The organism is Aquincola tertiaricarbonis (genome assembly GCF_023573145.1).
Taxonomy (GTDB): domain Bacteria; phylum Pseudomonadota; class Gammaproteobacteria; order Burkholderiales; family Burkholderiaceae_C; genus Aquincola; species Aquincola tertiaricarbonis_B.
This window is the reverse complement of the sequence record NZ_CP097636.1, coordinates 1,016,002-1,027,741: the sequence shown is the minus strand read 5'-3', so window position 1 is coordinate 1,027,741 and position 11,740 is coordinate 1,016,002. Positions and strand designations below refer to the sequence as shown.

Sequence of the window (11,740 nt, the reverse complement as noted above, 5' to 3'; positions counted from 1 at the left end):
GTCGCGTTCTTGTGGAACCGGTTGCCCGCCGCGTCAGCAACTGGATGGCAGCCGGCTGCAGCGGCGAGCCGCCGCGGCCGCAGTTGGCGTTGCTTCACACCCTGTGCGCCGAGATGGCCGCCGGTGCGCTGGGCGCTCGCGCGCAGCGCGTGACCCAAGGCGCACATTGAGCTGGCTCTCCAACCTTCTGCGCCGAGCGCGCATCCGCGGCCTGACCGAAGGCAAGGTGCAGCGCGGCCGCACCGAGGCGCTGGACGACGACGCCAAGGACGACGCGGAGCGCTGGCAGGACTACGGCTTTGCTGGCAACCCCGGTGATGGCCAGGGCCTGGTGATCAACGCCGATGGCCACACGGTGATCATCCGCATGGACCGCATCGCCGAGCGGCCTCAGCTGGACGCCTACGACGTGGCGGTGTGGCACAAGGAAGGCCATTTCGTGAAGCTCAAGGCCGGCAAGGTGGTGGAGCTGAGCTGCGACGACCTGATCATCAGCGCCGCGGTGAGTGTGCGCATCACCAGCCCGGTGGTGCAGGTCGACGCCAGCAGCAACGTGGCCCTGAACACCCCCACCGTGGCCGCCTCGGCCGCGGTGACGGCCGGCAGCCGCGTGGATGCACCCACGATGGCCGCAGGCAACAGCCTGCAGGTGCAAGGCAAGGAGATGCACGAGCACCGCCACAACGGCGTGGACACGGGCAGCGGCACCTCCGGCCCGCCGGTGTGATGCGCGCCCTGGTGAAGCGTTTCACCAGGCATTGAAAGCGCCTGATGGCCAGACTGAACGCCTATGTTCGATCTGGCCACCCGCCCCCAACCCGCCGCCGATGCGGCCGCCCTGGTGGGCGTGCCCTTCGACCTGCGCCTGGCGCCGCCGACGCGGGTGGCGGCCTACCCCTGGACCGACTACCTCAGCCCGACCGGCGCGCCGCAGCCGGGCGTGGACATGCTGGCCACGTACGCGCTGGAGCTGGAGGACACGCTCAGCACCGCGGTGATCGTGAGCCTGTTCACCGACCGCCGCGCCAGCCGCGACGACACGCTGCCGCTGGGTGCCACCGATCGGCGGGGCTGGGTGGGCGAGGAGTTCATGGGCGAATGGGCCGGTGCCGACGCGCAGGCCTGGGGCTCGGCGCTGTGGTTGTGCATGACCGGCAAGGCCACCACCGACGTGCTGGAGCGGGCGCGCTTTGCGGCTCAGGAGGCGCTGGCCTGGCTGGTGCGTGATGGCATCGCCGCGCGGGTGGAGGTGGCCACCGAGTGGGTGGGCGAGCGGCAGGACCGCCTGGCGGTGCGCGCCACGATCTACCGGCCGGCCGAGGTGCGGCCGGTGTACGACGTGCTGTGGGGCACGAGCATCCGGCGGTGGGCTTCGGTATGACGACGCCGCTGAACGTCCCGATCCCCAGCATCAGCGAGCTGACGGCCAACGCCGCCCGGCTGCTGCAGCAGTCGCTGGCTGAGGCGAGCCAGGCCGGCGGCCCGGTGGCCATGAGCGCCACCGATCTGGAGCTGGCCCGCGGCAACGTCAAGGCGCTGGCGTTCGTGCAGGCCACCGGCCTGCATGGCGCCTACCGCTACCTGCGCGACTTCATCGCGCGGCAGGCCGTGCCGGTCAGCTCGGCCGGCACCTTCCTGGACGGCTGGCTGGCCACCTACGGCATGGCGCGCAAAGAGGCGGCAGCGGCCACGGGCACCGTGAGCGGCACCGGCGTGAGCGCATCGCTGCTGCCGGCCGGCACGTTGATGCAGGACGCCAGCGGCCGGCAGTTCAGCGTGACGGTCGACGCGGCCGTGGTGGCTGGTGTGGTTTCCGCGACCGTGGTGGCCACGGTGGCCGGCGCGGCGCAGAACCTGGCCGCCGACACGGCGCTGACGCTGGTATCGCCCGTGGTAGGCATCGACGCGGCGTTCGTGGCCACCACCGGGCTGAGCGGCGGCGCAGACGTGGAGACCGACGCCGAGGCGGTGTATCGGCTGCAGCAGCGGCTGAGCAGCGAGCCGATGGGCGGCAGCCCGGCCGACTATGCGAGGTGGGCGCTGCAGGTGTCGGGCATCACGCGGGCCTGGGGCGTGCGCAACCCGGCCGGCCCCACATCGGCCGGCGTGATCATCATGGCCGACGGCAACCCGTCACCTGGCCTGCCCACCACGGCCCAGCGCGACCAGGTGCTGAACTACATCCGCGACCCCAAGCGCGGCCCGCCCGACGAGCTGTTCGTGATCATCCCGACGCCGGTGGTGATCAACGTGGTGGTCAACCTCTCGCCTGACACGGCGGCCATCCGCGCGGGCGTGACGGCCGCGCTGGCAGACCTGTTCTTCCGCGAAGCGGTGCCGGGTGGGTCGATCCCGCACAGCCACATGACCGAAGCGATCAGCTCGGTGGTGGGCGAGTACAACCACACCATCAGCGCGCCGGCCATCGAAAGCGGTGCCTTCTTCACCGTCGACGCGTTCAACAAGCTGCTGATGCTGGGCAGCGTGACGTTCGAATGAGCAGCGCCGACCGCTTCAGCCAGGCGCTGCAGCACCTGCTGCCCCAGGGCTACGCCTGGCCACGCGACCCCAGCTCGGTGCTGATGCGGCTGCTGCGCGGCATGGCCGCCAGCTTTGCCGAGCTGCACGACTACACGGCGCACACGGCCGGCGAGTGGCTGCCGCATGCCACCCGCACGCGGCTGGAGGAGTGGGAGGCAGCCACGGGGCTGCCTGACCCGTGCTTCGGCCCTCTGCAGACCTACGCCGATCGGCAGGCCCGCCTGGTGGCCAAGTTGCGCGGCCCCACCGGCGCCTACGACGACTCCAGCCCGGCCGCACCAGGTGCGATTGAGGCGTTCTGCCAGAGCATGGGATTCGATGCGGAGGTTCGCTACAACACCCCGTTTCGCGCCGGCCGCGACCGCGTGGGCCGCCGGCTGGGCCAGCTGGATGGGCGGCTGTATGTGCTGGTGCCAGTGGCCGACATCCCCTTCCGAGTTGGACGGCAGCGCGTGGGCGCGCGGCTCGTTCAGCGCCCGCCTGGTTTGGCCGAGATGGCCTGCAGCCTCGAAAAGATCGTGCCCGCGCGGTACGCCCTGAACATCGTTTTTACGACCCCTTGAAGGCGCTATGAACTACACGAACAGTGACGCTAGCGTGGTGCATGTCGGCACCGGGCACCGCATGCATCAGTCGACAGCGCCGGTCACGACCGAGGTGTCGGCCCAGGACATGAACCAGGTGAACTGGAGTCTGATGGAGCTGCTGAACGCTGCAGGCGTCGAGCCCGCCGAGTTCGACGCGGACGACCAAGAAAGCTATCGCCGTGTGCTGATGTCCGTGCTGTACCTGACAGGCCCGGGCAATAACTACCTGCCGACGGTCATCATTGCTGACGGTTCGGACAAGAGGGCGGCCATCGTCGCCGCCAACGCGAAGGGCCGGCCGATCTTCTTTTTCGGGGCGTGTGCTGTGGCCACGCCGGTCACCATCAGCGTGCCCATCATCGACACGACGCGCCAGATTTTTGATCTGGCGGCGAAGGTGACCATCGACAACGGCATGAGCGTGCGCCCGGAATGGTTTGGGATCGGAAACATCGGAGCGCTGGACGCAGCCGTCAACGCTTTGCCCGCCGGCGGCGGCGTGGTCCAGTTGGAGGTCGCGACCTACAAGCCGTCCTTCTATGCCTACGGCTTTGATGGCGCAGGTAGCTACATCAGCAAGGACAACGTCAAGATTCGCGGGCGGAAGATGCCCAGCTATGCCAACGACTGCCGGTCGTTGACAGGCGGATCTGTCATCCAGGGGATGGTTCTCGCCTATGCCAGCGGCTTTGAGTTGAGCGACCTGGGAATTGACTCCGGCAAGAACGTGGTTGCTGCTTTCTACGGCAACGTCGAGGCGCCTGGCTTCACAGAGGCGCTCAACATCACCTTTCCCAACAATGCGATTAAGGCCGCCGCACCGCTCAAGCGTGGCATCCGCCTACACAACGTCGCAACGTTGTGCAGCAGCCCAAGCGCGGCGACCCACTCGGCGATCATCGGGGAAGGTGTCACCGACGTGCTTTGCACGGGAGAGGTCATTGGCTGCTACGGTGTCCACGGCATCGTGATCAAGTGCAGCAATGTGCGCGCCGAGGCGCTGACCTCTTACGGCAATAACTACGAGGGCGTCATCATCAAGTCCGACCTGCAGGTCACCGCCATCGCGTCCGACATCAACGTGGGGCGTGTGGTGACCGATGCCAACGGTCCGCCCGGCACCACTCCTTGGGCGACGGCTCTTGGCGCGCAGGACTACGGTTTGCTGTTGCATGCGTCGGGCAACAACATCGACAGTGTGCAGATCGGCCAGCTACGTTCCGTGGGAGCCAAAAAGGGGATCGGAACAAGCTTTGGGGGGAGCTATGCGATCTCGTCCGTGCAGATCGGCGCGGCCTTTATCGACCAGAAGGACGTGGGCGGGATCCGACAAGGGATTCAGCTGCTGGACGGCGGCGTCGGCCAAGGCAGCTTGCTGCGTTTCCACGTTGGGAAGGCGGAGTGCCGCAACACTACGGTTGGCCTGCAGGCGGTTTTCCACGTCGGTGCGAATCTGCAGGAGCGTGCCAGCATTGGGCACCTGCTGGTGGTGGGTGCGGACAACGCGGTGGACTTGGGGAATACGGCCTACGTCGACATCGGCACTCTTGTGGCTGAGGCGCTCTCCGATGCGATCTTCCACATCACTGGGTTACCCAGCATCGTCCTCGGTGCACTCCAAAGGACCACGCAGGTGCCCCAGGTCTACAGCAATCTGAACGGGGGCCTCCGTCCTGCGTTGGCGGGCACCTGGAGCCAGGTAAGCGGCAACGATCCGTTCGGTGTGGACCTGCTCGGTGGGCGTGTGAACCTCCGTGGCCTGGTGAAGCCTGGGGGAAACAACCTTGTCGCAACGCTGCCCGCTTGGGCGTGGCCGCTGACGCCGAAGCGGTTCATGGCAACCGGCTCGGCGGCGGGGAACCAGACCGCTGTGCCGGTGGTGGTGGGCGCGGATGGCACGGTGAGAGTGAACGAGGCTACCGGGTCTACTGCAAACTGCAGCGAGTGGATTTCGCTGTCCGGGGTTTCCTACAGTGCGGTCGCCTAGGCGCTTATTTGGCGCCCTAAATGCCGGCTCAAATTAAACGTCGCTCTGGCTCAAATTAAACGTCGCGCTACTTGCCCACCGTGCGGCCCCACAGCGTGGTGCTGGCGTGGCTGGTGGTGGCATCCAGGAAGGCGTTGCGCACGCTCTTCTGATCGATGCTGCGCAGCGCGGCCAGACTGGACCGGGACAAGGCCACACCGCCGCCCGGACCGCCCGCAGGGCCGCCACGCTGCACGAAGGCGCGCGCCGGCAGGATGTAGTCGCGGATGATTTCCCCGTCGCTGAGGGCCATCTGGCCGAAGCCCGGCACAAAGCGGCGCAGCGCTGCGCGCACGGCCGCCACGGCGCGTTGCACCCACCCGATGGTGGGCGACTTCTGCGCCATCTCGGCCAGCACCTCTTCGGCGGCCATGCGGCGGTCCGCCGGCACGTCGTAGTCAAGGCCGTACTGCTTGGCCTTCTCGCGCACCTTGCCGGCGTTCAGCCGCGCCAGGTTGTCCAGGATCTCGCCCAGGCCGTCGCCGAAGGTGCCGCGCAGGCCATAGTGCCCCAGGGCCTCATGGAACAGCACGCGCACCACCTGCGCATCTCCGGGCAGCTGGCTGGCCAGCAGGTACACCTTGCCGGCGTGGAAGAAGCCTTCCGGCTCACCGGATGCGCCCTGCGAGCGCTGCGCGGTGTCGGTCTGGCGCACCGCCGCCGGAATGGCGGGGTCGTTCATGTCCTCGACCACCACGATCTCTGGTGCGCTGGCCCAGCGCTGCGCAATGGTGCTGGCCAGCGCCTCCACCGCGGCACGACGGCCGCCCGCCGGCGCCAGGCCATTGGCGCGGCTGAAGGCCACGTCGGCGGCATCGCTCGCCTTCAGCTCGGCGCCGAAGCCCAGCTTCTCGAGTTGCGCCCGTCGCTCCTTCAGCGCCGCGTTGAACTCGCCGCGCTCGGCCGGGGACACGGCCTCGCCCTGCGACGCCTTCATGAGGTTGCGCTGCACCACGCCGTGCTTGGCCTTGGTGTCTTTCAGCAGCTGCGCGTCAGCGAACGGCTGCTGGCTCTGCGTGCGCAGCGAGGCAGCCTCGGCAGCCGCGCGGGCAATGTGCCGCTCCACGTCGACCACGTGCGCATCCAGGCGCTCGGCCGCGTTACCCAGCCGAGTCAGCAGGCCGGCGGTGGAAACCGTCTCGTTCTTGCCGTAGCTGTGGATGTGGCCGGCGGGCCCCTCCACGGAGACCATGTTGGTGCCGCCCTTGAAGAAAAACGGCAGGCCGCGGTATTCCACCGCCACCACGGCGTCGCTGCCGCTGCTGGTCTGCAGCTCGGCCACCACGAAGGCCAGCCGCTTCTGGATGGCTTCCTTGCCGGTGTAGGCCTTGCCGCCGATGCGTGCGCTGGGGTTCTCCGGGTCGAAGGGCACGGCATTGCGGTCAGCCACCAGCGTGCGCAGGTTGGCCAGCTTCTCCGGGCCATAGCGGTCGGCATACTGCTGCTGGTCGGCGGCCCGGCGGGCCATGGTCAGCACGTTGTCCTTGTGCGCCTTCTCCAGGGACTCCAGCCGGCGTACCTCGGTGCGCAGCTGGGTCTCCTGCAGGATCAGCGGGTTGCCGGAGGCGGCGGCCTTCATGTCGGCCGCATTGGCAGCCTCGCTGGCCACGTCCTCGATCTCGGCCTGGCCAGCATAGTTGCGCAGCTGCTCGATGCCGGCGGCCTTGTGCTCCAGCAGCTGCCAGCGGCGGGTGTCGTAGGTCTGCTCGGTCGCATAACGGCCGATGAACACCTCGAACCCATCCGGGTCGCGCTCGTACAGCATGTTGCCGCGGCGGATGATGCGGCCTTCGCGCTGCTCCAGGTCGCTAGGGCGCCACGGGGCATCGACGTGGTGCAGGCCCACCAGGCGGTCCTGCACGTTGGTGCCGGCGCCCATCTTCGGCGTGGAGCCGAACAGCACGCGCACCGTGCCGGCCTTCACCCGCTTGAAGAGCTTGTCCTTGGCGCTGGGCGTGTCGTGGTCGTGCACGAACTCGATCTCTGCAGCCGGAATGCCGGCGGCCACCAGCTTGGCCTTCATGTCGTCGTAGACGCTGAAGGCGCTGGCGCCGGCCACGGCTTCCAGGTCGGCCCGGCTCAGCTCGTTGCTGCCGTCGGGCTCGGTCTCCAGTTCCTTCTGGTCGCGGTACTCGCTGATCTGGTCGTCCGTCAGCTCGCCATAGCGGTCGCGCGCGTCCAGCCACTTCTCGCGGTTCTTCTGGTCGGCCAGCAGGCCGCTGGCCCAGGCCGTCACCGCGGCCTTGTCCGCGAAGCCGTCGCGCAGCATCACGCCGCTCACGGGCTCGTACACCGCCATGCCGCGGTCACTCTTCACCATGTAGAAGGGGTAGCCCTCCCAGCCATCGATGGTATGCAGCGTGGCCTGCTTGTGCGTCACGCGCCCATCGGCATCGCGCACATAGGCCCGCTTCGGCTTGGCCGCCATGCCGGCGCGGGCGGACAGCGGCACCGACAAGTCGCAGAACACTAGCTGCGTGCCGCGGTCGGCGGCGGTGTCCTTCCACACCTTCACGATGCTCTGCACCGCCTGGTTGATCTTGGAGCCCGGGTGGTCGGGGGCGGCCGGGTCGATCAGCCGGTAGTCCAGGCCGGCCTTGTTGGCCAGCCCCGTCAGCGACAGTGCATTGATCTTGCCCTTGGTGCTGCGGGTCAGCTCGCGCAGGTTGGCGAACTGGCCCAGCAGCGACTTCGGGTCCAGTTCGGTGCGCGGCGTGGTCGCCATGGCCACCAGCTGCTCGCGCGCCTCGGCCTCGGTGGCGATGCCGCTCTTGAGCGTGGCGCCGCCCGCGCGAATGGCCCACGTCTGCTCGGCGCGGCCCATCTTCGGGTCCGCGGGCACCGGCTCGATGGCGGCCTTGGTCGGGTCCTGCAGCTCGAACTGGATGACGCCGGCTCCGCTGCGCACCACCTTGGGCACGCCGAAGAAGTCGGTCTGCAGCTGCGAGCGCTTGACCACCACGTTCTGCGGCCGGCCACCTTGGATCTTGGGCACCGGGAAGCGCTTGCCGGCGGCGGCCTCCTGCTGCTTCAGGTCGTCCAGCGTCACCACGTCGGCGAAGCTGCGGTAGTGCCCCATCAGCGAGGGCAGGTTGCGGAACTTGCTGAAGCGCTGGCTGATGCGGTAGCCGACGCCGCTGGGCGCCACCTCATAGACCGATTCCACGTCGCCGTACTGCTTGGCCCAGGCGTCGAACAGGTGCAGCCCATCGCGGCGCAGCTCCGGGCAGCTGCGTGTGCGCTTCGTCAATCACGATGACGTCGAACTCGTCGCTGATGCCGCGGCGGTGAAGCGTCTGCGCGCTGCCGATCTGGAAGGGCATGTCGGGATCGACGCGCCAGTGGTCGGCCATCAGCACGCCGTGCGCGCTCAGCCCGTAGCTGTCGGCGGTGCGGCTGGTCTGGTTGATCAGCGTGCGCCGGTCGCAGATGAACAGCGCCTTCTTGCGCTTCAGCAGAGCCTCGTGCGCGATGCGCAGGCCCAGGTAGGTCTTGCCCGAGCCGGTGGGGCTCATCAGCAGCTGGCAGCGGTGCCCTGCCCTCACCCCTTCGCGCAGCGCCTGGTGCGCAGCGACCTGAAACGGCCGGGGCTCCGGGAACGTTGCGGCTGCGTACTGGGGCGCTTCAGCGAAGAGGTCGGGCGTCATGCAGCCACCCCCGCCGCCTGCAGCTTCTTCTGCGCCGCCTTGGCCTGGCGGATCGCTGCGTTCTTCTCGGCCATCAGGCCGTTGTTGCGCTCGGTGAGCGTGGAGACCTGGGCGCGCAGCTTGGTGATCTCCTTCATCGCCTCGGCCAGCTTGTCGTCCGCCTCGAACACCGCGGCCATCGTGGCGTTGTCGGCCATGGTCTCTTCGAGGTTGCGGGCCATCTCGGCCAGCTGGGCCCGCAGGTCCGCTACCTCTTCAGCCGATGCGGCGTCGGCCTTGGGCGCCTTGGCCTTCGCGGGCTTTGCGGCCGGTGCTGCCACGGCTTCGGCTTGCTCTTCCTTCGGCAGCGCCGCGATGTCTGCTGCCTTGTCCACCGTCATCGAGCCGGTGCGCACGGCTTCGATGACTTCGGCCGCCGCGTCCTTCACCACCTTCTTGGCGCGCTCCATGGTGCGCACGCCCACGCCGGCTTCCTCGGCCGCTTCGGCCACGGTGCTGGGCGCATGCAATGCCGCCACGGTGGCGGCATTTGCGGGGCGGCCCACAGGGCGCCACGATGCACATGCAGCCACCGCCAGCGCGCGCTGCGAGGCCGACAAGTGCCGGCGGTGCAGGTTGCGCGACATCACGAACTGCACCGGGTTCACGCCCTGCGGCAGCGGCGTCGTGATCGGCTCACGGCCGGCCTGGACGCATGCGGCCTGGCGGTTCCAGCCGTCTAGCACCTTGTCCTCGAACAGGACGATGGCCTCCTGCTGGCCATTGGCCGAGATGTCAGCGACCAGCGCCTCGAACTCTTCGGGCGACATCGGGGGGAAGGCAGCCGACAGCGGATGCTGGGCGTACGGCGGTCTCATGCGGGCTCCTTCACGGGCACAGGCAGGGTCAGCAGGAAGCGCGGCTGGCAGCGGCCGGCAGCGCGCATGGCGCCTTCATGCCGGTCGGTGCAATCGGCGCAGAAAGAAAAGGCGGTGTTGAAGCGGACGGCCTTGCCGGCTTCGAAGATCAGCGGGCCCGGGGCATGGCCGGGGCGCTGCTCGGCGGCGGCGTCTTCCAGGTAGACGACCCATTGCGACCTGGTGCTGAAGCACGGCGGGGCGATGGGCGCCAGCGCCCTGATGACGGCGGCGCGGCTCACCCTACAACCCCAGTCGGGGCCTGTTCAGGGCTCAAACCGGCAGCGAGCCGCAGCTGGTCGGAGTGCATCCTTGCGGTCTTCTCAACGCCGTAGAGCCTGACCATGACCAGCGAACGCAGCAGTTCCGATTCGTTCAAGCCCATCCCGTGCGCCAACATGGCGAACTCGTCCTTGACGCACTCGGGAACCTTGGTTTTGAGCTCGGCTGTGGCCTTGCCCATGTGCGAAGGCAGCCCGGTGGAGCGGGCGAACGCGGTGCCTTCGCCGTTGGAGTCGATGCGGCTCATGTGGGATCGGTGCAGTGCGGTGGTGGCGGCCGAATTGCGGCGGTGGGCGGACGAGGTCGAAGGCAGGTGACCGCTATGCGGCCCGCGCGGCAGCACGACGCCGCGGCGCGGTGCCACGGATGAAGGCCCAGTCGGTGTCTTGGCGCAGGTCCTCGCACCGGACCTGGCCGCGGCTCTCGCGCTCGATGGCGATGCAAAGCCCCTCGCCGAACTTCTTGCCCAGCGAGATCGTTTTGCGTAGGTAGCCCTCGGTGGTCTCGCACCCGTCGCAGAAGGCCGTGCGCTCTTCCTTCGACAGACCGTTCAGGTAGGCCAGTAGCTTGTCCATGGCCGAATCATTACCGTTTAGTAATGCCCGGTCAATACCTTTTGGAGGTTTACCTTTTGGTAAGTGACACTTTCGGCATGCCCACGCACTCGTCGCGCGCCAAGGAAGACACAGAGAACCGCCGCCGCCAGCTGCGCCTGTGGATCGACACACACTTCGGCGGCAAGCAGGCCGACTTCGTGCGCAAGCACTCGCTGAACCAGGGCGAGATCTCGGCGCTGCTGGTGGCCAAGTCGTTCGGCAGCGTGAAGGCTCGCAACCTAGAAGCACAGACCGGCATGCCGGTGCACTACCTCGAACAGAGGGGTGCGGCAGTAACTACTGACGCACCTGGCTCACCACATGAGCCACGCTCTAACCCAGAATTTGCTGGCGCGTTACCCTTTGTAAAGCGCGTTGCAGTGGTTGGGGCGGCACGGATGGCAGACGACGGTTGGCACGAGGAAGAACGAGACCCGGATGGATCGGGCTACGTGGAGGTCTTCACAAGAGACGGGCAGGCGTACGCGCTGCGTGTTCGTGGCGATGCCATGGCCCCGGCTATCCGCGATGGGTGGCTGGTGGTGATTGAGCCGTCAAGCGAGGTGGCGCCAGGCGAGTACGTGCTGGTGCAGCTGAAAGACGGCCGCAAGATGATCACTGAGCTGCTGTACGAGCGTCCTGATTCGGTCGCTGTGATGTCCATCAAGGCTGGCGAGCGGCTCACGCTTATGCGATCGGATGTAGTCGCGGTGCACGCGGTCTCAGCCATCGTTCCACCATCACGCTGGAAGATTTGATGCTTCGACTCGTGTCGAGCGCAGTCGCGCTCATGTTGGCCTCGGTTGGCGCTATGGGCGCTTGCCTCAACCCTTTCGGCTGCAAGCCTCAGAACCTTGCTGAGTGCAGGACGGACGCGAGCAAGCGGCCCACTGAGCGGGGTGTTACGGTTGCTCTGCGCGACTGCCAAGAGGAGTTTGTCGATGCTCCGGCTCGTGCAGCGAGAGCAAAGGTCGAGGCCGCCCAGAAGAAGGCCTGGGCCCTTACTGAACAAGGGGGGATGACCTCTAGGCGAGTTGCGCAGGCCATGGGGAGGCCTGCCGACGAAGTAAGCAAGCCCGGCCAGTGCACTGAGTTTCCGGACAGGAAGCCGAGCGGCTTGTGCGTGTTCCAACGGTGGGAGTTCGGCGTGGCCGCCCCGACCGGG

At 67.8% G+C, this 11,740-nt stretch carries 12 protein-coding genes; 6 read left to right on the top strand and 6 right to left on the bottom strand.

All coding sequences use genetic code 11. The features are described from left to right. Positions 1-166 precede the first annotated feature (166 nt). The 5 genes from MW290_RS18965 (at position 167) to MW290_RS18945 (ending at position 5,115) form a co-directional block, all read left to right on the top strand. A complete protein-coding gene (locus MW290_RS18965) occupies positions 167-727 on the top strand; it encodes a phage baseplate assembly protein V (RefSeq protein WP_250199250.1) in 561 nt (186 codons plus the stop codon). 63 nt (positions 728-790) lie between these two features. Then, positions 791-1,381, top strand: a complete 591-nt coding sequence (locus MW290_RS18960; RefSeq protein WP_250199249.1) for a phage GP46 family protein — start codon at positions 791-793, stop codon at positions 1,379-1,381. Next, positions 1,378-2,499 carry a baseplate J/gp47 family protein gene (locus tag MW290_RS18955; protein WP_250199248.1) on the top strand — a complete coding sequence of 374 codons (1,122 nt, stop codon included), beginning with the start codon at positions 1,378-1,380 and terminating at the stop codon, positions 2,497-2,499. Before MW290_RS18960 ends, MW290_RS18955 begins: the two co-directional genes overlap by 4 nt. Further along, complete coding sequence (locus tag MW290_RS18950) at positions 2,496-3,104, top strand: putative phage tail protein (protein ID WP_250199247.1); 609 nt, start codon at positions 2,496-2,498, stop codon at positions 3,102-3,104. The genes MW290_RS18955 and MW290_RS18950 overlap by 4 nt, the downstream gene beginning before the upstream one ends. 7 nt (positions 3,105-3,111) lie before the next feature. Beyond that, the gene (locus MW290_RS18945) at positions 3,112-5,115 is read left to right on the top strand and encodes a hypothetical protein (RefSeq protein WP_250199246.1); all 2,004 of its coding nucleotides are present in this window, start codon (positions 3,112-3,114) and stop codon (positions 5,113-5,115) included. Positions 5,116-5,182: 67 nt separating this feature from the next. Here the strand turns inward: MW290_RS18945 and MW290_RS18940 are convergent, their stop codons facing one another. The 6 genes from MW290_RS18940 to MW290_RS18915 form a co-directional block, all read right to left on the bottom strand. Continuing rightward, positions 5,183-8,404, bottom strand: coding sequence for a hypothetical protein (locus tag MW290_RS18940; RefSeq protein ID WP_250199245.1), 3,222 nt, complete (start codon positions 8,402-8,404; stop codon positions 5,183-5,185). Then, entirely contained in the window at positions 8,304-8,801 is a 498-nt protein-coding gene (locus MW290_RS18935; RefSeq protein WP_250199244.1) for a DEAD/DEAH box helicase, read from the bottom strand. The genes MW290_RS18940 and MW290_RS18935 overlap by 101 nt, the downstream gene beginning before the upstream one ends. Further along, a complete protein-coding gene (locus MW290_RS18930; protein ID WP_250199243.1) occupies positions 8,798-9,658 on the bottom strand; it encodes a ParB N-terminal domain-containing protein in 861 nt (286 codons plus the stop codon). Before MW290_RS18930 ends, MW290_RS18935 begins: the two co-directional genes overlap by 4 nt. Beyond that, positions 9,655-9,939 carry a hypothetical protein gene (locus tag MW290_RS18925; protein WP_250199242.1) on the bottom strand — a complete coding sequence of 95 codons (285 nt, stop codon included), beginning with the start codon at positions 9,937-9,939 and terminating at the stop codon, positions 9,655-9,657. Before MW290_RS18925 ends, MW290_RS18930 begins: the two co-directional genes overlap by 4 nt. Then, positions 9,936-10,226 carry a hypothetical protein gene (locus MW290_RS18920; RefSeq protein ID WP_250199241.1) on the bottom strand — a complete coding sequence of 97 codons (291 nt, stop codon included), beginning with the start codon at positions 10,224-10,226 and terminating at the stop codon, positions 9,936-9,938. Before MW290_RS18920 ends, MW290_RS18925 begins: the two co-directional genes overlap by 4 nt. Positions 10,227-10,299: 73 nt before the next feature. Beyond that, the gene (locus MW290_RS18915) at positions 10,300-10,554 is read right to left on the bottom strand and encodes a transcriptional regulator (RefSeq protein ID WP_250199240.1); all 255 of its coding nucleotides are present in this window, start codon (positions 10,552-10,554) and stop codon (positions 10,300-10,302) included. Between the two features lie 77 nt (positions 10,555-10,631). On the opposite strand from MW290_RS18915, the gene MW290_RS18910 reads away from it, so the two are divergent. Next, positions 10,632-11,333: a S24 family peptidase gene (locus MW290_RS18910; RefSeq protein WP_250199239.1), complete on the top strand. Its 702-nt coding sequence runs from the start codon at positions 10,632-10,634 to the stop codon at positions 11,331-11,333. The last annotated feature ends 407 nt before the right edge of the window (positions 11,334-11,740 follow it).

Bases quoted from the DNA above. Each gene is read 5' to 3' on its own strand.
- MW290_RS18960 (WP_250199249.1), top strand. From the start codon at position 791: ATGTTCGATCTGGCCACCCGCCCCCAACCCGCCGCCGATGCGGCCGCC.
- MW290_RS18955 (WP_250199248.1), top strand. From the start codon at position 1,378: ATGACGACGCCGCTGAACGTCCCGATCCCCAGCATCAGCGAGCTGACG.
- MW290_RS18950 (WP_250199247.1), top strand. From the start codon at position 2,496: ATGAGCAGCGCCGACCGCTTCAGCCAGGCGCTGCAGCACCTGCTGCCC.
- MW290_RS18945 (WP_250199246.1), top strand. From the start codon at position 3,112: ATGAACTACACGAACAGTGACGCTAGCGTGGTGCATGTCGGCACCGGG.
- MW290_RS18935 (WP_250199244.1), bottom strand. From the start codon at position 8,801: ATGACGCCCGACCTCTTCGCTGAAGCGCCCCAGTACGCAGCCGCAACG.
- MW290_RS18930 (WP_250199243.1), bottom strand. From the start codon at position 9,658: ATGAGACCGCCGTACGCCCAGCATCCGCTGTCGGCTGCCTTCCCCCCG.
- MW290_RS18920 (WP_250199241.1), bottom strand. From the start codon at position 10,226: ATGAGCCGCATCGACTCCAACGGCGAAGGCACCGCGTTCGCCCGCTCC.
- MW290_RS18915 (WP_250199240.1), bottom strand. From the start codon at position 10,554: ATGGACAAGCTACTGGCCTACCTGAACGGTCTGTCGAAGGAAGAGCGC.
- MW290_RS18910 (WP_250199239.1), top strand. From the start codon at position 10,632: ATGCCCACGCACTCGTCGCGCGCCAAGGAAGACACAGAGAACCGCCGC.